General features: G+C 38.4%; 17 protein-coding genes and 1 riboswitch. Of the genes, 9 read left to right on the top strand and 8 right to left on the bottom strand.

Going from position 1 to position 20,065, the window contains the following annotated elements; genetic code table 11:
* Positions 1–138: 138 nt before the first annotated feature.
* From bioD to QV04_RS05075, 4 genes are all read left to right on the top strand, one after another.
* Positions 139–780: a dethiobiotin synthase gene (gene bioD, locus QV04_RS05090; RefSeq protein WP_065231249.1), complete on the top strand. Its 642-nt coding sequence runs from the start codon at positions 139–141 to the stop codon at positions 778–780.
* Positions 781–838: 58 nt separating this feature from the next.
* A riboswitch (Lysine riboswitch) is annotated at positions 839–1,009 on the top strand.
* An 82-nt stretch (positions 1,010–1,091) separates the two neighbouring features.
* Entirely contained in the window at positions 1,092–2,444 is a 1,353-nt protein-coding gene (gene lysC / locus QV04_RS05085) for a lysine-sensitive aspartokinase 3 (protein WP_065231248.1), read from the top strand.
* Between the two features lie 232 nt (positions 2,445–2,676).
* Positions 2,677–3,660: a sialic acid TRAP transporter substrate-binding protein SiaP gene (locus QV04_RS05080; protein WP_039171251.1), complete on the top strand. Its 984-nt coding sequence runs from the start codon at positions 2,677–2,679 to the stop codon at positions 3,658–3,660.
* Positions 3,661–3,726: 66 nt separating this feature from the next.
* Positions 3,727–5,577 (top strand): TRAP transporter large permease subunit, encoded by a 1,851-nt coding sequence (locus tag QV04_RS05075; protein WP_039171248.1) that lies wholly within the window; start codon positions 3,727–3,729, stop codon positions 5,575–5,577.
* Positions 5,578–5,637: 60 nt separating this feature from the next.
* Here the strand turns inward: QV04_RS05075 and QV04_RS05070 are convergent, their stop codons facing one another.
* Together QV04_RS05070 and QV04_RS05065 are read right to left on the bottom strand one after the other, a co-directional pair.
* The gene (locus tag QV04_RS05070; RefSeq protein ID WP_039089263.1) at positions 5,638–6,333 is read right to left on the bottom strand and encodes a CidB/LrgB family autolysis modulator; all 696 of its coding nucleotides are present in this window, start codon (positions 6,331–6,333) and stop codon (positions 5,638–5,640) included.
* Positions 6,330–6,743, bottom strand: coding sequence for a CidA/LrgA family protein (locus QV04_RS05065; protein ID WP_039135835.1), 414 nt, complete (start codon positions 6,741–6,743; stop codon positions 6,330–6,332). The genes QV04_RS05070 and QV04_RS05065 overlap by 4 nt, the downstream gene beginning before the upstream one ends.
* A gap of 82 nt (positions 6,744–6,825) precedes the next feature.
* On the opposite strand from QV04_RS05065, the gene QV04_RS05060 reads away from it, so the two are divergent.
* Genes QV04_RS05060 through QV04_RS05050 form a run of 3 tightly spaced genes read left to right on the top strand, consistent with a single transcriptional unit; the run spans position 6,826 to position 9,109 of the window.
* Positions 6,826–7,521 (top strand): thermonuclease family protein, encoded by a 696-nt coding sequence (locus tag QV04_RS05060; RefSeq protein WP_065231247.1) that lies wholly within the window; start codon positions 6,826–6,828, stop codon positions 7,519–7,521.
* Positions 7,522–7,529: 8 nt separating this feature from the next.
* A complete protein-coding gene (locus tag QV04_RS05055) occupies positions 7,530–8,738 on the top strand; it encodes an aminotransferase class V-fold PLP-dependent enzyme (RefSeq protein WP_065231246.1) in 1,209 nt (402 codons plus the stop codon).
* Complete coding sequence (locus tag QV04_RS05050) at positions 8,735–9,109, top strand: SufE family protein (RefSeq protein WP_065231245.1); 375 nt, start codon at positions 8,735–8,737, stop codon at positions 9,107–9,109. Before QV04_RS05055 ends, QV04_RS05050 begins: the two co-directional genes overlap by 4 nt.
* A gap of 108 nt (positions 9,110–9,217) precedes the next feature.
* On the opposite strand, the gene thrS is transcribed toward QV04_RS05050, so the two are convergent.
* Positions 9,218–11,149, bottom strand: coding sequence for a threonine--tRNA ligase (gene thrS / locus QV04_RS05045; RefSeq protein ID WP_065231244.1), 1,932 nt, complete (start codon positions 11,147–11,149; stop codon positions 9,218–9,220).
* Between the two features lie 201 nt (positions 11,150–11,350).
* The gene (gene folE / locus QV04_RS05040; RefSeq protein WP_065231243.1) at positions 11,351–12,007 is read right to left on the bottom strand and encodes a GTP cyclohydrolase I FolE; all 657 of its coding nucleotides are present in this window, start codon (positions 12,005–12,007) and stop codon (positions 11,351–11,353) included.
* 181 nt (positions 12,008–12,188) lie between these two features.
* Between folE and QV04_RS05035 the strand changes: the two genes are divergently transcribed.
* Together QV04_RS05035 and rimI are read left to right on the top strand one after the other, a co-directional pair.
* Complete coding sequence (locus QV04_RS05035) at positions 12,189–12,623, top strand: DNA polymerase III subunit psi (protein WP_039171236.1); 435 nt, start codon at positions 12,189–12,191, stop codon at positions 12,621–12,623.
* Positions 12,595–13,041: a ribosomal protein S18-alanine N-acetyltransferase gene (gene rimI, locus QV04_RS05030; protein WP_039135841.1), complete on the top strand. Its 447-nt coding sequence runs from the start codon at positions 12,595–12,597 to the stop codon at positions 13,039–13,041. The genes QV04_RS05035 and rimI overlap by 29 nt, the downstream gene beginning before the upstream one ends.
* A gap of 29 nt (positions 13,042–13,070) precedes the next feature.
* Here the strand turns inward: rimI and ribD are convergent, their stop codons facing one another.
* The 4 genes from ribD to bioA form a co-directional block, all read right to left on the bottom strand.
* Positions 13,071–14,189 (bottom strand): bifunctional diaminohydroxyphosphoribosylaminopyrimidine deaminase/5-amino-6-(5-phosphoribosylamino)uracil reductase RibD, encoded by a 1,119-nt coding sequence (gene ribD, locus QV04_RS05025; protein ID WP_065233262.1) that lies wholly within the window; start codon positions 14,187–14,189, stop codon positions 13,071–13,073.
* Positions 14,189–14,641, bottom strand: a complete 453-nt coding sequence (gene nrdR / locus QV04_RS05020; protein ID WP_013746959.1) for a transcriptional regulator NrdR — start codon at positions 14,639–14,641, stop codon at positions 14,189–14,191. Before nrdR ends, ribD begins: the two co-directional genes overlap by 1 nt.
* A gap of 103 nt (positions 14,642–14,744) precedes the next feature.
* The gene (hrpA, locus tag QV04_RS05015) at positions 14,745–18,689 is read right to left on the bottom strand and encodes an ATP-dependent RNA helicase HrpA (RefSeq protein WP_065233261.1); all 3,945 of its coding nucleotides are present in this window, start codon (positions 18,687–18,689) and stop codon (positions 14,745–14,747) included.
* 9 nt (positions 18,690–18,698) lie between these two features.
* The gene (gene bioA / locus QV04_RS05010) at positions 18,699–19,994 is read right to left on the bottom strand and encodes an adenosylmethionine--8-amino-7-oxononanoate transaminase (RefSeq protein WP_065231240.1); all 1,296 of its coding nucleotides are present in this window, start codon (positions 19,992–19,994) and stop codon (positions 18,699–18,701) included.
* Positions 19,995–20,065 lie beyond the last annotated feature (71 nt).

Below are 20,065 nucleotides of genomic sequence, written 5' to 3'. Positions count from 1 at the left end.
AATCTGCACCTTTGTGCATTGGATAATCAGTCCAACTTTTGGGGTGCAGATCAACATTGCTATGGCTTTTTGCTTGATCCCATTCTCAATGTGCGTATAGTAATGCGTTTGTTTTTAGCTAAAATATAAGGAATTGCGATGCAAAATATTCTTTTTGTCAGTGGTATTGATACCGAAATTGGAAAATCCGTAGCCACAGGTGTTTATGCCAAAAATTTAATGGCTCAAGGTTTTTCTGTTATCACGCAAAAAATGATACAAACTGGTTGTGATAACATTTCAGACGATATTTTAGTTCATCGAAAAATTCAAGGAATTGAACTGACCGAAGACGATCGAAACGGCAACACCTGCCCTTATCTCTTTCACTATCCTTGCTCGCCACATTTGGCAGCAAAAATGGAAAATCGCCAGATTGATGCTTCAATTATTGATGAAAAAACAAAATTATTAGCACAGCGATATGATTATGTCTTGCTCGAAGGAGCTGGAGGGTTAGCCGTTCCTTATCAAGCAGATAAAACCACACTTGACTTTATCGCTGAACGCCAATATCCATTGATTTTGGTCACTTCCGGCAAATTGGGCAGCATTAATCATACTTTATTGAGTCTAATGGTTTGCCAACAACGTAATATTGAAGTAAAAGCATTGATTTATAACCGTTTTCCTGAAAAAGATAAGTTCATTGAAGAGGATAGCCAACAATATTTACAACAATATTTGCAGCAATATTCACCAAAAACGGAATTTATTTTGTTAGAAAAGTTGAATTTTTAAAATTTTATTTGACAATTCGCTCATTAACAGGTATTTCTATACACGTTTGTAGCTTCGGCTACGCAGGAGAGGCGCGGAACTCAGGTCGTTATTTTTAGGTCTGGCACCAAAGAGAAATAATCAGGGGAGTTTCGCCGAGATAAACAACACTACCAGGGTTTTGTTTATCGGCTATTAGGGCTGAATCCCTAAGGCTGTCATCGGTAAACGATGGAGAGCTTCTGAACAAGTCAAGTTTCATCTCTTCCAAGTTTTCCTTAACCTTCTGCAAATTTAATTTTACTCACAATATCATTATTTAAGGAAAAACTATGTCACATTTATCTGTTGCTAAATTTGGTGGTACTAGCGTTGCCAACTATTCTGCAATGCAGTCTTGCGCAAAAATTGTTATCTCTGATCCGAAAACTCGTGTTGTCGTGTTGTCAGCTTCTGCTGGCGTCACCAATTTATTAGTAGCTCTTGCTAATGGGTGTGAAAAAACAGAACGTGAAAACTTACTCAATCAAGTTCGACAAATCCAATATAATATTTTAGATGAACTTAAAGATGCGGCAGTATTACGAGAAGAAATTGATCGTTTATTAGATAATATTGAATCACTTTCCGATGCAGCAGCCCTAGCGACTTCACCGGCATTAATCGATGAAATTATCAGCCACGGCGAAATGATGTCTACCTTAATTTTCGTGGAAGTCTTACGTGAGCTAGGTGCAAGTGCCACTTGGATTGATGTTCGCACTTTGGTGGCAACCAACGATCATTATGGCAAAGCAGCGCCAAATGATGAATTAACTCAACAAAACTGTGATCGAGTATTAAAACCTTTAATTGATCGTGGTGATCTTATTATTACTCAAGGCTTTATCGGTCGTGCGCCAAATGGCAAAACAACGACTTTAGGTCGTGGTGGTAGTGATTACTCTGCTGCACTATTAGCGGAAGTCTTGGATGCCAATGATGTATTAATCTGGACTGACGTTGCCGGCATTTATACCACTGATCCTCGTATTGCACCAGCAGCACAAAAAATTGATACTATGAGCTTCTCTGAAGCGGCGGAAATGGCAACTTTCGGTGCGAAAGTACTTCATCCAGCAACTTTATTACCAGCCGTGCGTAGCAATATCCCTGTTTTTGTCGGCTCAAGTAAAGCACCAGAACAAGGTGGAACTTGGGTAACTCGTGATCCGCAACCTCGTCCGTTATTCCGTGCGATTGCATTGCGCCGTGATCAAACACTAGTCACTTTATCCAGTTTAAGTATGTTGCACGCACAAGGCTTTTTAGCAAATGTCTTTAATATCCTAGCAAAATACAAAATCTCTGTAGATACCATTACCACTTCAGAAGTCAGCATTGCCTTAACATTGGATAAAACCGGTTCTGCCTCTTCCGGCGCAGAATTACTGTCTAATGAACTTCTCACTGAATTAAGCGAAACCGCTTCTGTTAAAGTGGACACTGGTTTAGCGTTAGTTGCTTTAATCGGCAACAATTTGCATAACACAGCCGGCGTAGCAAAACGTTTATTCAACACCATTGCCGACTACAATGTGCGTATGATCAGCTATGGAGCCAGCAATAACAACGTTTGTCTATTAGTAAAAAGTGAAAATGCGGACGATGTCGTTCGTAAATTACACAAAGAACTTTTTGAATAATTTTGGATATCAAACGAGAGCCTTTGCCAATGCAAAGGCTTTTTTTTTACTCAAAATTAACACAAATATGATGAATTTTTTGTAATTTTTGTGATTTATCTCTCAGTAATGAAATATTACTTCATTTATAATAAAAAAATGATTTATAGCAATCATAAAAGAAACGAGCATCGTCTATTTTTGTACGATCTGCTACTTTCACCCAACTATCTAACTCTATAGGAGAAACGCAATGAAATTTAACAAATTATTACTTGCCACACTATGTATGGGACTTTCTGCAACCGCATTTTCCGCAGAATATGACTTAAAAATGGGCTTAGTAGCTGGTCCAACATCAAATGAATACAAAGCTGCTGAATTTTTTGCTAAAGAAGTTAAAGCAAATTCTAACGGCAAAATTGAGATTTCACTTTATCCAAGCGCACAACTTGGTGACGACCGCTCAATGATTAAACAACTTGGTGATGGTGCATTAGATTTCACTTTCGGTGAATCTGCCCGTTTCCAATTATTCTACCCATCAGCAGAAGTGTTTGCACTTCCTTATATGATTCCGAATTTCAAAGTAGCAAAAGAAGCATTGTTTGATACTAAATATGGTCAAAATTTAGTAAAAAAAATCCACGATGAATTGGGCATCACCATTTTAGCCGATGCTTATAACGGTACTCGCCAAACCACTTCTAACCGAGCCATTAACAGCATCAAAGATATGAAAGGCTTAAAACTTCGTGTACCAAATGCCGCAACTAACCTTGCATATGCAAAATATTCCGGTGCTGCACCTACCCCAATGGCATTTTCTGAAGTTTATTTAGCACTTCAAACCAATTCTGTAGATGGTCAGGAAAATCCATTGCCAACCATTCAGGCACAAAAGTTTGAAGAAGTTCAAAAATATTTAGCTTTGACCAACCATATTCTTAATGACCAACTTTATTTAGTCAGTAATGCAACGCTTGAAGATTTGCCTGAAGATCTGCAAAAAGTAGTTAAAGATGCCGCTGAAAAAGCCGCTGATTACCATACAAAACTATTTGAAGATGGTGAAAAAAATCTTATTGCTTACTTTGAGAGCAAAGGTATGACAGTTACTAAACCGGATCTTGCCCCATTCAAAGAAGCAATGAAACCTTACTATGAAGAATACATTAAGAAAAATGGTAAAGAAGGTGAAGAGGCAATTGCTGAAATCAATGCTTTGACTAAATAATCCTACAAACCTTAGCGTCATACGACGCTAAGGATTTTCTAACCTAAGATATATGGGGTTATATTTATGAAATATTTTAATAAACTCGAAGAGTGGCTAGGTGGTGTGCTTTTTTTGATTATATTTGTTGTTCTTATTGCACAAATCTTAGCACGACAAGTTTTTAATGATCCTTTAATCTGGAGTGAAGAGTTAGCTAGATTGTTATTTGTTTACGTTGGAATGCTTGGCATTTCAATGGGTATTCGGACACAACAACACGTCTTTATTGACTTTCTAACTAATATGATGTCTGAAAAAATGCGAAAAGCAGCAGTTTCTTTTTCTCAGTTGTTAATTTTCATCTCGCTTATTTTATTTATCCATTTTGGAATTAAACTCTACAATGGAGCTACTTTTGAGATTGTTTCATTGGGTATCTCTGAAAAATGGCTTTACGCTGCATTGCCGTTATTATCCGTGTTAATGTTAATCCGTTTCTTACAGGCACAAGTTGAGAACTATCGTAATAACTTGAGTTATTTTCCTGCTGTATTCTTTCTTATTAGTGCGATTTTATTGATTTCATTAATTTTAGTTCATCCGGATATATTTAAAATTCTACGTGTAACCAACTATGTAAAATTTGGCAGCGAATCTGTTTATATCGTCCTGTTAGTTTGGTTGATCATTATGTTTATTGGCACACCAGTCGGTTGGTCGCTCTTTATTGCCACTATTCTCTACTTCACAATGACGCGTTGGAATGTGGTCAATGCTGCATCTTCAAAACTAGTAGACAGCTTAAACAGCTTCTCTTTATTAAGTGTGCCATTCTTTATTCTTACCGGAATTTTGATGAACACTGGTGGTATTACCACTAAAATTTTCGATTTCGCAAAAGCATTACTCGGACACTATCGTGGCGGTATGGGGAACGTCAATATCGGTGCTAGTTTGATTTTCTCCGGAATGTCAGGTTCTGCTCTAGCTGATGCGGGTGGTTTAGGTCAGTTAGAAATTAAAGCAATGCGTGATGCCGGTTATGATGACGATATGTGTGGTGGCATTACAGCAGCCTCTTGTATTATAGGACCATTAGTACCACCAAGCATTGCAATGATTATTTATGGTGTGATTTCCAATCAATCTATCGCAAAATTATTTGTTGCCGGCTTTGTGCCGGGTGTATTAGTTACTATTGCGTTAATGGTAATGAATTATTTTATTGCTAAAAAACGTAATTATCCACGTACACCAAAAGCTTCGTTAGACGTGCTTTGCCGTGAATTTAAAGGTGCTATCTGGGCATTATTGACGCCAATTCTTATCATTGTCGGTATTTTCTCAGGTTTATTTACCCCAACGGAAGCTGCTGTTATTGCTGCGCTTTATTCTATTATTGTAGGTAAATTCATCTATAAAGAACTCACTTTACAAAGTCTATTCAAAGGTTGTGTAGAGGCTGTAGCGATTACTGGTGTAACCGTGTTGATGGTAATGACCGTAACTTTTTTTGGCGATATGATCGCACGTGAACAGGTTGCAATGAAAATTGCAAAAGTTTTTATTACTTTTGCTGATTCACCATTGATGGTTTTAGTGATGATCAACTTATTGTTGTTATTCTTAGGAATGTTTATCGATGCTTTAGCATTACAATTCCTGGTATTGCCAATGTTGATCCCTATTGCAGTACACTTCAATATTGACCTAATCTTCTTTGGTGTAATGACAACCTTGAATATGATGATCGGCATTTTAACTCCACCTATGGGAATGGCATTATTTGTGGTAGCTCGAGTCGGCAATATGCCAGTCAGTACGGTTACTAAAGGAGTACTACCGTTCTTAATTCCAATCTTCACGACACTGGTTTTAATTACGATTTTCCCTCAAATTATTACCTTTATTCCTAATCTGCTATTACCAGGTTAATCTGATTCCTGAAGAAAAACCCATCAGTTGTAAAACTGATAGGTTTATTTTTTACAAAGGTTAAGAAAAAATCTTCATCACAATTAAAAATAAATCAAATAACAACGGCGCACATAATGAGGTAATCACACCACATAATACTAACGAAATAGAACTGAATGTACCTGCTTTTTTATCTACATCCATACAGGCTGCAGTTCCTAATGCGTGGGACGCCGCACCAATAGATAAACCTATTGCTTCACTACGCTTTAATTTTAACAATTTAACAATGCTATAACCAAATACCGAACCAACCAATCCAGCAATAATCACCAGTACAACAGTAATGGTCGGTACACCACCGATGGTATGAGATACCGCCATTGCCAATGGTGTAGTAATTGATTTAGCAAATAATGTTGCCATTACTTGATTGTTCGCACCTAACAAAAATGCAATAAAAGCACCACTAAACATTGCAAATACGGAAGAAAAGGTAGTAATAAATAAAATGCTACGCCACGATTTTTTAATCTGTGGCAATTGTTCATATAAAGGCAATGCCAACGCAACAATAGACGGAGCTAACAGCATATTCAAGGGCTTATTACCAGCAATATAAGAATGATAAGGAATGTGAAAAATCAATAAAATGGCAACTAATGCACAAACCGTTAAAACAAACGAATTAAAAACGATAGATTTTAATTTCTTATTAATGGTTACCGCAATGGCAAACACGACTATGGTTAATACGGAATAGAGATAAATCATTTTGTAACCCTCACTGCCCGTTTTTCCGCTTTTTTTCTCAATCTGGCAAAAGAGCGGTATGAATACAGATATTCAGCCAACAAACCGGTCATCACAATGACCAAACAGGTACTGACTACAGTCGGGATCAATAACGATACCGCCTGTTCTGTCAATATATCAAAATAATCAATGATACCGACGCTGAGAGGAATGAAAAGCAGTGCCATATAACGAATTAATAATGCTCCGCTCGGCAATAACCACTCTTTTTTTATCAATTTCAGCACTAAACAGATAAATAACAGTAACAATCCCCAAATACTGGAAGGGATACCGATCGGAAACAGATAATTAATCGCTTCTCCCAAGTACAACATCACGTACAGAATTGCAATAGAACGAAATAATTGAAAAATTTTATAAAACATTTTTTATCGAAATATGCCATAATAAGTCACTATTTTACTCCTATTTTGTGATCTATGTCACACTTTAATCGATGAAATTATGATGAAAAAACTATTAATTATCTTATTTTTTTCACTATTTACTTTGAACAGTATTGCCGCTCGAGAAATCAACTGCCAAGTAGTATCAATTAGTGATGGTGATACTTTTACCTGTTTATTAGCCAACAATAAAACAATTAAAGTTCGTCTTGCCCAAGTGGATGCTCCGGAAAAAAAACAACCTTACGGTGATCGTTCCCGTCAATTGTTATCACAATTAATTTTTAAAAAACAGGTGCGTTTAAGTTCAAGCGAATACGATCAATATCATCGTGTTCTTGCAGAAGTATTTGATTCACAAGGGAGAAATATCAATCTTATAATGGTACAACAAGGGTTAGCTTGGGCTTATCGTCAATATATGCACGATAAACAATATTTAGCTGCCGAAGTGCAAGCCAGACAACAACGTCGTGGTTTATGGCAAGATGATAATCCAATTTACCCAAGTAATTGGCGAAAACATAGTAAAAATCCTAGTTTAAAGTTAGATAATCCGCCAGTACCAACACTAGGTAATGTCGATATAAGAACAAAACAACAAAAAACCGTAACTGCCCCTGCAAATTGTCAGCAACATCGTAGTTGTAAAAGTTTTAATTCTTGTGCTGAAGCGACTGCGTATTTTAAACAGTGCAATGCTGATTATCTTGATGGCAACCACGACGGAATTCCTTGTAACTCTTTGTGTCGTTAAGGATAACAATGCAATCTTTCACCATTGAACAGTTTCGTAAAGACTTTCCTTTTTTTCAAACAAAAAATGCTGCCGTTTACTTAGATTCAGCAGCAACAACATTACGACCACAAACGCTGATTGATACAACAGTCGCATTTTATCAGTCTGCCGGCTCAGTTCATCGTAGCCAATACGATTGGCAACAAACACAGCATTTTGAACAAGCACGACAACTAGCAGCTAACTTTATCGGTGCAGAAGATAGAGATTGCATTGTTTGGACTTCCGGTACAACACACAGTCTTAATGCTATTGCCTATGGTTTAGATCATTTTCTACAGGCAGGCGATCAAATCATCATTAGTGAGGCGGAACATCACGCTAATTTTGTTATTTGGCAACAACTGGCATTGCAGAAACAGTTGCAATTAACGGTATTACCGTTACAGGCAGATTATAAAATTGATGAAAAGGCATTAGTACAGACATTATCCTCTAATACCAAAATTGTTGCACTAAATTGGGTATCAAACATCACCGGCTATAGCCAACCGATTGAAAAATTCTGCACACTAATTCGTCAACTGGCAGAGAATGCATTTATTATTGTTGACGCGGCACAAGCTGTTTTACATCATAAAATTAATTTACAAGCATTAGACATTGATTTTATTGCTTTTTCCGCGCATAAATTGTTTGGCCCAACTGGGCTAGGCATATTAAGTGGTAAAAAATCTGCTCTCACTCAGTTACAACCACTCTTTTATGGAGGCAAAATGGTGGAGAATGTTACGTTACAACACAGTACTTTCCAACCATTACCTTATCGTTTAGAAGCAGGAACACCTAACATTGCCGCAGTTATCGGGTTTGGAGCAGTATTGGCTTGGTTACAACAATATCATTACGCCACATTAGCTCATCATACATTAATGTTAGCTAGCCTTACACGTCAACGCTTAACACAATATCCACATTGTCGAGTATTAAGTGCAAATGATGGGCATATTATTAGCTTTGTATTTGATAATATTGAAAATAGCGATTTATCCACACTGTTAAGCGAACAACAGATCGCTTTGCGTACCGGTCAACATTGTGCCCAACCCTATTTACATTTTCTGCACCAATATGGCACTTTACGCCTCTCCTTTGCGCCTTATAATAATCAACAGGATATTGAGCGCTTTTTTGATGCTTTAAATAATGCGCTCGCCATTTTGGAGGAGCAATGACATTTACAGAAATTCAGCAACTTTTTGCTCAAACTCAAACTTGGGAACAGCGTTATCGACAATTAATTTTTCTAGCTAAACAATTAGAAAAACCTGATGATGAAACTCTCTCAAACACACCGCTGATTGAAGGCTGTGAAAGCCGATTATGGTTTAAACTTGATGACGATCACTGTATCGCCTACAGTGATGCTCGTATTTTAAACGGCATTTTATTCATCATTAAAACCATTCTTGCGGAAACACCATTAGAGAAGCGTTCTACCTTGCAAATCACACCATTATTACAACAACTTAAAATTGACCAACGCTTGAGCGAAACTAGGCTAAACGGGCTAAAAAAGATTGAGCAACTAATCCAAAACGCATAACTCATAGATTCTTATCTTGACGTCCTCCCGTCCTAAAGGATGGGGATTCCTACCAGTGCTCATATTAAAAAGCGACCATTCGGTCGCTTTTTAATTCTCAATCTCTGATTACTCTTCGCCAAGAAGTTTTAAATCACGATTTCTTACTTGATTTTTTAAGATCTCAACAAATTCTTCCACACTAAAAGTACCCAAATCTGCACCTTTACGTGTACGAACTGCTACTTTGCCTTCAGCAATCTCTTTATCACCACAAACCAACATATAAGGCACACGTTTTAAGGTATGCTCACGGATTTTGAAACCGATTTTTTCATTGCGTAAATCTGATTTTACGCGTAATCCGGCATCAGATAAGGTTTTAACAACCTTTTGCACATAATCTGCTTGGCTATCGGTAATATTCATTACCACTGCTTGAGTCGGTGCCAACCACGCAGGGAAGAAACCGGCATACTCTTCGGTAATAATACCGATGAAGCGCTCAATTGAACCTAAAATAGCACGGTGAATCATAACCGGTGTTTTACGCTCATTATCTTCCGCCACATAAGAGGCATTTAAACGACCCGGTAACGCAAAGTCTAACTGAACAGTGCCACATTGCCATTCACGACCAATACTATCTCGTAAAGCAAACTCCAATTTCGGACCATAGAATGCACCCTCTCCCGGCTGCACTTCATATTCTAAACCATTATGTTCAAGTGCTTTTGCCAAATCCGCTTCAGCACGATCCCACATTTCATCAGAACCGATACGATGTTCCGGACGAGTTGAAAGTTTGACATAAATATCAGTAAAGCCAAATGTACTATAAATGTCATAAACCATTTTAATACAGGAAGTTACTTCGCTTTCAATCTGATTTTCAGTACAGAAAATATGTGCATCATCTTGAGTGAAACCACGAACACGCATTAAGCCGTGCAAAGAACCTGAAGGTTCATTACGGTGGCAAGAACCAAACTCCGCCATACGCAATGGTAAATCACGGTAAGATTTCAAACCTTGATTAAAAATTTGCACGTGTCCAGGACAGTTCATCGGCTTAATCGCATACTCACGGTTTTCTGATGAAGTAGTGAACATTAAATCACCATAGTTCTGCCAGTGACCGGTTTTTTCCCAAAGCACACGATCCATCATAAATGGACCTTTGACTTCTTGATAATCATACTGTTTTAATTTAGTGCGAACAAAAGTTTCCAATTCACGGAAAATTGTCCAACCATCATTATGCCAGAACACCATTCCCGGCGCTTCTTCCTGCATATGATATAAATCTAACGCTTTACCAATTTTACGGTGATCACGTTTTGCAGCTTCTTCAAGACGTTTCAAATATTCAGCAAGCTGTTTCTTATCTGCCCAAGCTGTACCATAAATACGCTGCAACATCTTGTTATTGCTATCGCCTCGCCAATAAGCTCCAGCCACTTTTTGCAATTTAAAGTGATGACAGAAACGCATATTAGGGACGTGTGGACCACGACACATATCAATATATTCCAAATGATGATAAAGCGCCGGTGTAGCGTTTTTTTCAATATTTTCTTCTAAAATTGCCATTTTGTACGGCTCGCCACGTTGTTCGAACACATCGTGTGCTTTTTGCCAAGAAACCGGCTCTTTGATCACGTCATAATTAGTTTTCGCTAATTCCAACATTCTTTTTTCAATTTTCTCTAAATCTTCCGTAGTTAAAGAATGATCAAGATCAATGTCATAATAGAAGCCATTTTCTATCGTTGGCCCAATTGCCATTTTGGCGTTAGGATAGAGTTGTTTTAAGGCGTGACCTAATAAATGAGCGCAAGAGTGGCGAATAATTTCTAATCCGTCTTCATCTTTAGCAGTAATAATTTCAACATTTGCATCTTCGTTGATTAAATCACAAGCGTCTTTACGCACGCCGTTCACACGACCGGCAATACACGCTTTGGCTAGACCGGCACCAATGCTTTGTGCCACTTCAAGCACAGTAACTGGTTGTTCAAATTGACGTTGAGATCCGTCAGGTAATGTAATAATTGGCATAATAAAAATCCTTACAGTGGTAACCCATACGAGAGGTTACTTGTGTTAATGTTTATTTTCGAACTTTATTGCTATTTCTACTTCAATAGCGAAACGAAACACTATTTGATTTGATAGCAAAAATTGCAATAAAATACCCGCAAGTTATTGCGGGCGAAAGTATATCACAGCATCAATAGCAATAAAATTTTAAAATTTAAACTATTTTGATATCAATGACAAAAATTCCTGTTTAGTCGCTCGATCCTGACTGAAAATGCCGCCATAAGCGGAGGTCACAGTAAAACTATTTGCATCGCGAACTCCTCGACATTTCACACAAAAGTGAGTTGCTCTAACATACACTGCCACATCATCCGTTTCTAAAATGGTTTGAAATGCGGTTAAAATCTGTTCAGTTAATCTTTCCTGAACTTGCGGACGTTGTGCAAAAAAATCGACAACACGATTAATTTTTGATAACCCGATCACCCATTTTTTAGGATAATAAGCAACTGCGACTTTACCTGAAAAAGTAACAAAATGATGTTCACAGGTGCTGGTCAAATTAATATCATTCACCAACACCATTTCACTAACATTCATTCTATTCTCAATACGAGTAATCTTCGGGAAATTATGGTAATCCAAACCACTAAAAATTTCGTCAAGATACATTTTTGCCAAACGTTTAGGTGTCTCTTCTAAACTGTCGTCTCTTAAATCTAAACCAAGAATCGTCATTACCTCTTTCATATGCTGTTCGATTTTTTGACGACGTTCATCCTGAGTCCCCACACGTGGCATCATTGGTGTTTCCAGACCTTTAGACAATAAAGCGGCTCTAACTTGTTGAGCCTCCAATGAAATTGTATTCATCTACCTCTCCTTATTATGAAGTTTCTATTTTAACAATGGTGATACATTTGTGAAAGAGGGATTTAAAATTCACTGAAACCGTAGAAAGAACTCTCTAAAATAGTTCTATTCTTCTTATTTTTGCTCTGTATTTCTAAAACAAAAATGCTATGATTGGCAGCATTAAATTTTGGAGAAGAAAATGATCAACAGACGAGAGTTGTTACTGCAAGAAATGGGCATTACCTTTTGGCAATTAGTACATCCTGAAGTGTTACAGGGTGTAGGAATAATTAATGTGCCAGCCGATATTCATACCATTATTCTATCAGAACAGCATTCGATAATAGGCTCACAGTTAATACAAGATTTACTACGTGCAGCAGAAACAACTACTGATAAAGCCTTAATTATAAACTGTCAACAATTACAACGTTTAGAGAGCGATCATCCACTGCTTGTGTTTTGTGTTGAAGATTGTTTATCACAATTTCAAAACTCAGCATTAGCCAAAATTGCCACACAAATCATTTCATTAAATTCAACATTAATCTTGTCCGTTCAACAAAAACGAACCATTTGGCAACAAATCCAGCACTTTTTACAAAATGAAAACACAATTTCAAACCATCACTGATCACGATTTCACGCAACTATTTCAGATTGAACAAGCGGCACATAGTGTGCCTTGGAGTTTAGCTACACTCAAAAATAATCAGGGTGATAATTACCTTAATTTTAAGGTTTTATATCAAAATAGCATTATTGGATTTTGTATCTGTCAAACTGTTCTTGATGAGGCAACACTATTTAATATTGCAATTGATCCGCAATTTCAAGGAAACGGTTTCGGCAAAGCGCTATTACAACATTTGATGAATGAATTAATAACAAAAGGGATTACAACCTTGTGGTTAGAAGTAAGAGAATCCAATCAAAAAGCAAGAAAATTGTATGAAAATCTCGGCTTTAATGAAGTTACCGTACGAAAAAATTATTATCCTGTTGTCAGTGGTGGACGTGAAAACGCTGTAATTATGGCGTGTTATCTATAGTCTTTAAAATAAACAACACGCCATTTAGCTTATTTAATATACACTAATTTAACATCATCACCGATTAAGCTAACATCACTTAACCGCCATTGTGGTGCATCCTTCAGATGTTGCAATTGCGGCAAATGACAAAGCCCTTTTGCCTGATCACCTAACAATTTCGGTGCAATATAGACAATTAATTCATCTACCAAACCGGCTTCAATTAGCGCTCCGGCTAAAGTTGCACCTGCCTCCACCCAAACTGAATTTATCTGCTGTTTCCCTAGCAGATTAAGTAAATCCGTCAAATAATAAGGACTTTCCACTAATTGCTGCTGCTGACAAAATGCCGGGAAATGTGCCATATTTCGTGCGCTCGGACTGACCAATAAAATGGGGCTTTCGCTTTCAAACAAACGCCCTCTAGGCTCGATTTGATGTTGAGAATCTAAAATAACTCGCAGTGGTTGTCGTAATTTTTCTTGCGGATAAATAGATTGCACATCAAGCGGTAATTGTTGCCAACGCACATTTAAAGCGGCATTATCAATCAGCACTGTCTTACTGCTGGATAAAATTGCAGATGCCATTGCTCGATATTGCTGCACATCCTGTCGTGCCGCTTCACCTGTAATCCATTGGCTTTCGCCATTCGCCATCGCAGTACGACCGTCAATGCTGATCGCCATTTTAAGTTGCACGTAAGGGAAGCCAGTGCGCATTCTTTTTAAAAAACCTTTGTTCAACTGTTCCGCTTGCTGTTGTAATAAACCAACTGCTGTTTCAATACCGGCATCCGCCAGCATTTTTAAACCACGCCCAGCAACTTGAGGATTCGGATCTTGCATTGCTGCCACCACGCGCTCAACCCCCGCCTCAATTAAACCTTTAGCACAAGGTGGTGTTCTGCCGTAATGCGAACAAGGTTCAAGTGTCACATAAGCTGTGGCACCGCTCGCTTTCTCTCCTGCTTCTCGCATCGCCATCACTTCTGCGTGAGGTTTGCCTGCTTTTTCGTGATATCCTTTACCGACAATCTCACCATTCTTAACCAATACACAACCGACGGCTGGGTTAGGTGTGCAGGTAAAACGCCCTTTTTTTGCCAATTCTATCGCCAATGCCATAAATTGGTGATCTTGCTGTGAAAATTTAAAATTTTGCATTACTCTTTATTCAACTTATCTATTTCTTCACTGAACTGTTTAATATCATCAAAACTGAGATAAACCGATGCAAAGCGGATATAGGCGACTTTATCCATTTTTTTCAACTCATTCATTACCAATGTACCAACCATTTTACTTGGTACCTCTCGTTCTCCGGTTGCTTGTAATGTATGCATTATTCGGTTAACTGCCGCCTCAATCTGCATTTCACTGACCGGTCGTTTCTCCAATGCGTGATAAATCCCTGCGCGCAATTTCTCCTCATTAAAAGGTTCACGATTGCCGTTATTCTTAATAATACGAGGAATAACTAATTCCGCAGATTCAAAAGTAGTAAAGCGTTCTTTACATTGAGTACACTCACGGCGACGTCTGACTTGATAACCTTCAGAAACAAGGCGACTATCAATCACTTTCGTTTCCGGAGCTGAACAAAACGGACAATGCATATTGCCTCCTTCATAAGTTATATTCACTCCTCTATACTACCCTATACAAACTAGATAGAAAGAGGGCAAATAAAATATTTAATTGCAAAACGGTTATGAAAAATCAACCTAACTGCTGCAATAAGTTTAAAATACGCTTATCAGAAATCGGATAAGCGGTTTTTAACTGCTGTGCAAATAAACTGACACGTAACTCCTCAATCATATAACGAACTTCCAAAATTTCATCACTAATCGGTTTAGATTTTGGCAATTTATTCAATAGTTGTTGATAAGCCTGTTGTACACTTTCTATTTTCAACATTAATGCACGATCACGATTAACATCCTGTGCCACTTTATCAAGCCGTTTATCAATCGCCTGAAGATAACGTAATAAATCTGCTAAGCGTTTATAACCACTATTTTCGACAAATCCAGGATAAATCAGTTGATTAAGTTGAGACTTAATGTCAGATAAAGCAAACGCCAAATTAAAATCTAGACGTCCTTTCATCCGTTTATTAATTTCATATGCCAATGTTAAAATCTGCTCAACTTTTTGTGCAATATCCACAGTAGCATCATTTAAATTTTCACGAACAAAATCTCGCAACTGCTCAAATTTCTGTTCCTGCCAAACCACACCACCAAAATCACCGATTAATTTATCAACAGCACAAGCTATACAGTCATCAATAAGTTGCAATACTGTACCGAACGGCGTGAAATAGAGTCCTAATTTTGCTTTATTCGGTAATTTTTCGTGTAAATACTTTATTGGTGAAGGTACATTCAACAATAACAAACGACGTAATCCTTGACGCATTGCACGTTGCTGTTCAAATTCAGTTTCAAACAATTTAATGCCAACCGATTCTTTTTCATCCACAATTGCCGGATATGCTTTAATACTAAAACCTCGTCTTTTTTGTTCATAAAACTGAGGCAAAGTATCAAAATTCCAAATATGAATACCACTTTGCTCAATGCCATCATCTGCCACTTCAGCAATACTTTGCTGTACCTGATTTTTTAAAGAGACTTTTAAAGCATCAAGATCATTACTTTCTGCAATTTTCCGACCTTTTTCATCAATCACTCGAAATGTCATTTTCAGATGTGATGGAACTTGCGACCAATTCCATTCTGTCGGTTCAACCCAAACACCCGTCATTTTGCGTAGTTGTTCACTTAAACTTTCCAATAACGGTTTTTCCAATGCCGTGGTTCGAGCTAGAAACGCTTCGGCATAATTTGGTGCCGGTACAAAATTACGGCGCAATGCTTTCGGCAATGATTTAATCAATGCCACCACCAACTCCTGACGCAATCCTGGAATTTGCCATTCAAATCCATTTAATTCGATCTGGTTAAGTAACGGCAATGGAATATGCACGGTTACGCCATCCGCATCCGTTCCCGGCTCAAACTGATAACTTAGTTTCAGTTTTAAATTGCCTTGATGCCAAAAATTAGGGAAATCTAAGGCACTGACCGATGTTTCATCATTCAACAGGAATGATTTTTCAAAACTCAGTAATTCTGCATCTTTCTTCTGTGCTTGTTGCCACCAACGGTCAAAATGGCGTTGCGATACCACTTCCGCTGGAATACGTTGATCATAAAAATCAAACAGTGCCTGCTCGCTGACTAAAATATCACGACGACGTGTTTTATGTTCCAACTCTTCCACTTCTTTGATAAGCTTCTGATTTTCAAAGAAGAATTTATGTTTAGTGTGCCAATCTCCCTCCACTAATGCAGAACGAATAAAAATCTCACGACAAATCATTGGATCAATGGCACTATAATTAACCGTTCTTGCTTGTACGATCGGTACACCGTACAGTGTTACTTTTTCACTAGCTAAAACAGCTCCCTGTTTTTTCGACCAATGTGGCTCGTGATAACTTTTTTTCACCAAATGCTGTGCCAACGGTTCAATCCATTCCGCTTCAATCGTCGCAACAACTCTACCCCATAATTTAGACGTTTCGACTAATTCTGCTGCCATACACCATCGAGGTTGTTTTTTAAACAATGTGGAAGCTGGAAAAATTGAAAAATGGGCATTCCTTGCGCCAAGGTATTGCTGTTTTTCCGTCTCTTTACTACCAATATGTGAGAGCAATCCGGCTAATAGTGCAGTGTGAATCGGCATATATTCTGCTGCTTCAGTATTGATCGCAAGCCCCATTTCCCGAACACTTAAACGTAACTGATGATAAATTTCCTGCCATTCACGAATTCGTAAATAATTGAGGTAATCTTTTTGACACAAACGTCTAAATTGATTTCGAGAAAGCTGTTTCTGCTGTTCCTGAATATAACGCCACAAATTTACGAAAACCAAGAAATCCGAATGTTTATCCGCAAAACGGCGATGCTTATCATCTGCTGATTGCTGTTTATCAAGTGGTCTTTCTCTCGGATCTTGAATCGACAATGCGGCAACAATTACCAACACTTCACGCAGGCTACCGTTACTTGCTGCCATCAACACCATTTTTGCCAAACGAGGATCTACCGGCAGACGTGCGAGTTGTCGTCCACTTTCCGTTAAAATCCGTTTGTCACCATAACGCCCTTTCACCATTTTGAAGGCCTGCAACTCATCCAATAAACGTAATCCATCTTGAATTTGGCGACGATCCGGTGCATCAACAAACGGAAATGATTCAATATCATCCAGACCTAATGCGGTCATTTGCAAAATGACCGATGCAAGATTGGTACGCAAAATCTCCGGATCAGTGAATTGCGGTCTACTATTAAAATCCTCTTCAGAATAAAGACGAATACAAATCCCTTCACTAACACGTCCGCAACGCCCTTTACGTTGATTTGCCGAAGCTTGTGAAATCGGCTCAATCGGCAATCGCTGTACTTTGGTGCGATAACTGTAACGTGAAATTCTTGCTGTGCCGGGATCAATCACATATTTAATTCCGGGAACAGTCAAAGAAGTTTCCGCAACATTGGTGGCTAAAATAATACGATTTAAAGCTCCCGGATGGAAAATGCGATTCTGTTCCTGTGCCGATAAACGAGCATAAAGCGGCAAAATTTCAGTATGGCATAAATCCCTTTTTTCTAAGGCTTCTGCGGTATCACGAATTTCACGTTCACCATTCATAAAAATTAAAATATCACCTCGACCCTCCGCCTGTAATTCATCTACCGCATCAAAGATCGCCTGCAACTGATCTTGATCTTCACTCTCCGCAATTGGTCGATACCTCACCTCAACTGGATAAGTTCGCCCCGAAACCTCTATAATCGGTGCATTATTAAAATGTTTAGCAAAACGCTCAACATCAATGGTCGCTGAGGTAATAATCACTTTTAAATCTGGTCTTTTAGGCAATAATTGCTTTAAATATCCCAAAATAAAATCATTGTTCAGGCTACGTTCATGAGCTTCATCAATAATCAAAACTTCATAATGATTTAAATAACGATCCGCTTGAACTTCCGCCAATAAAATACCATCTGTCATCAATTTTATCTGCGTATTTTCACTGACTTGATCATTAAAACGTACCTTATAACCAACAATATCTCCAAGCTCGGTTTGTAACTCTTCTGCGATTCGGGTGGCAACAGAACGTGCGGCAATACGGCGAGGTTGCGTATGCCCGATAAATCCTTTTTTCCCTAAACCCAATGCTAAACACATCTTTGGAATCTGTGTGGTTTTGCCCGATCCTGTTTCACCGGCAATCACCACTACCTGATGAGTGGCGATTGCACGCATAATTTCTTCACTACGTTGGCTCACCGGTAAATCTTCCGGAAAAGCAATTTGCAACGGACGTTGTTGTCGTTGCAATAATTTTTGCTTTGCCGTTTCAACCGCATTGGTTAATAAAGCCTGCAATTCCGCTTTTGCCTGTGCCGGAGCTTTTTTTATTCTCGCCGCTAACAAATATTTATCCGCGAACATTACCTGATCCAGTTCGGATAATAATTGTTTTTGCCACGCTGCCAATGGTACCCTGTTTACGTTTTTATGCTTCACATTGCGCTGAGATTTTGTTGCTGTTTTTGTTTGAAATTCCGTCATATTTTTTAACTATTCTTCGATTTGATACTCTGCTTTTAAGGCTGACAATAGCCCTGAAATTAATTGCGCCAGTTCAGTTTCGCTAATAATAAACGGCGGCATAACATAAACCAGTTTGCCGAATGGACGCAACCAAACCCCTTGCTCAACAAATTTAGGCTGTAAGGTTGCTATATTCACGGCTTGTTTCATTTCAATCACCCCGATTGCGCCCAACACTCTTACTTCCTGCACACAATCCCATCGTGCCGCTTCCGCCAAGCCCTGTTTTAATTGCTGTTCAATTCGTTTTATCCGTGCCTGCCAATCGCTTTGTAATAATAGTTTAATTGAGGCATTTGCCACTGCACAAGCTAATGGATTTCCCATAAAAGTTGGCCCGTGCATAAAACATTTTGCCTCACCAGTACAGATAGTTTCCGCCACTTGCTTGGAAGTTATCGTTGCCGACAAGGTCATATAACCCCCAGTTAACGCCTTCCCAATACAGATAATATCCGGAATCACATTAGCGTGCTGATAAGCAAATAGTTTTCCTGTACGTCCGAAACCAGTAGCGATTTCATCAAAAATAAGCAAAACACCATACTGTTCGCATAGTGCTTTAGCTTTCTGTAAATAAACAGGGGAATAAAAATACATTCCACCCGCACCTTGCACAATCGGCTCAAGAATCAAGCCAGCAATGGTTTGATGATGTTTTTCCAACAAATCCTGTAACGGTAAAATCGCTTGCTCCTGCCACGCCTGATCAAACTTTATCGGTGGCTGCGGCAAGAAATATTGAATCGGCAAACTTTTACTGAAAAGTGAGTGCATTCCAGTAACCGGATCGCAAACCGACATTGCGTGCCAAGTATCACCGTGATAACCAGAGCGAATAGTAGCAAACTGATAACGATTACTTTCACCTTTAGCCTGTTGATATTGAATTGCCATTTTCATTGCTACTTCAACCGCAACTGAACCGCTATCGGCAAAAAAAATCTTATCCAATGGTTGCGGTAAAATGGAAAGAAGTGTTTGCGCCAGTTCTGCCGCCGGTTCGTGAGTAAAACCGCCAAACATAATATGGCTCATTTTACTGATTTGTTGTTGCAGTGTTTGATTTAACTCCGGATGATTATATCCGTGTAATGCTGCCCACCACGAAGACATTCCATCAATTAATGTCCGACCGTCTTTTAATGTAATTACTACACCGTCCGCTCGTTCCACCGGATAAACTGATACCGGTTCAAGCATAGAAGTATAAGGATGCCAAATATGTTCACGATCAATAGAAATAAGTTGCTGTAAATCCATTCTTCTCTCCTAAAAATATCGCCTCACAAGGAAATCCTAATGAGGCGCTATTTTTGCTTTAATCATTCAAT

Origin of the sequence: Gallibacterium genomosp. 1 (assembly GCF_001678575.1) — a bacterium.
Classification (GTDB): domain Bacteria; phylum Pseudomonadota; class Gammaproteobacteria; order Enterobacterales; family Pasteurellaceae; genus Gallibacterium.
The sequence above is the reverse complement of the archived record's forward strand: the minus strand, read 5'-3'. Positions and strand labels throughout refer to the sequence as shown.

Excerpts from the sequence above, each read along its gene's own strand:
- rimI (WP_039135841.1), top strand. The coding sequence starts at position 12,595 with ATGAAAACACAATTTCAAACCATCACTGATCACGATTTCACGCAACTA.
- hrpA (WP_065233261.1), bottom strand. The coding sequence starts at position 18,689 with ATGACGGAATTTCAAACAAAAACAGCAACAAAATCTCAGCGCAATGTG.
- QV04_RS05035 (WP_039171236.1), top strand. The coding sequence starts at position 12,189 with ATGATCAACAGACGAGAGTTGTTACTGCAAGAAATGGGCATTACCTTT.
- QV04_RS05060 (WP_065231247.1), top strand. The coding sequence starts at position 6,826 with ATGAAAAAACTATTAATTATCTTATTTTTTTCACTATTTACTTTGAAC.
- QV04_RS05075 (WP_039171248.1), top strand. The coding sequence starts at position 3,727 with ATGAAATATTTTAATAAACTCGAAGAGTGGCTAGGTGGTGTGCTTTTT.
- folE (WP_065231243.1), bottom strand. The coding sequence starts at position 12,007 with ATGAATACAATTTCATTGGAGGCTCAACAAGTTAGAGCCGCTTTATTG.
- bioD (WP_065231249.1), top strand. The coding sequence starts at position 139 with ATGCAAAATATTCTTTTTGTCAGTGGTATTGATACCGAAATTGGAAAA.
- QV04_RS05050 (WP_065231245.1), top strand. The coding sequence starts at position 8,735 with ATGACATTTACAGAAATTCAGCAACTTTTTGCTCAAACTCAAACTTGG.
- QV04_RS05080 (WP_039171251.1), top strand. The coding sequence starts at position 2,677 with ATGAAATTTAACAAATTATTACTTGCCACACTATGTATGGGACTTTCT.
- QV04_RS05055 (WP_065231246.1), top strand. The coding sequence starts at position 7,530 with ATGCAATCTTTCACCATTGAACAGTTTCGTAAAGACTTTCCTTTTTTT.
- QV04_RS05070 (WP_039089263.1), bottom strand. The coding sequence starts at position 6,333 with ATGATTTATCTCTATTCCGTATTAACCATAGTCGTGTTTGCCATTGCG.
- thrS (WP_065231244.1), bottom strand. The coding sequence starts at position 11,149 with ATGCCAATTATTACATTACCTGACGGATCTCAACGTCAATTTGAACAA.
- QV04_RS05065 (WP_039135835.1), bottom strand. The coding sequence starts at position 6,743 with ATGTTTTATAAAATTTTTCAATTATTTCGTTCTATTGCAATTCTGTAC.
- bioA (WP_065231240.1), bottom strand. The coding sequence starts at position 19,994 with ATGGATTTACAGCAACTTATTTCTATTGATCGTGAACATATTTGGCAT.
- ribD (WP_065233262.1), bottom strand. The coding sequence starts at position 14,189 with ATGCAAAATTTTAAATTTTCACAGCAAGATCACCAATTTATGGCATTG.
- lysC (WP_065231248.1), top strand. The coding sequence starts at position 1,092 with ATGTCACATTTATCTGTTGCTAAATTTGGTGGTACTAGCGTTGCCAAC.
- nrdR (WP_013746959.1), bottom strand. The coding sequence starts at position 14,641 with ATGCATTGTCCGTTTTGTTCAGCTCCGGAAACGAAAGTGATTGATAGT.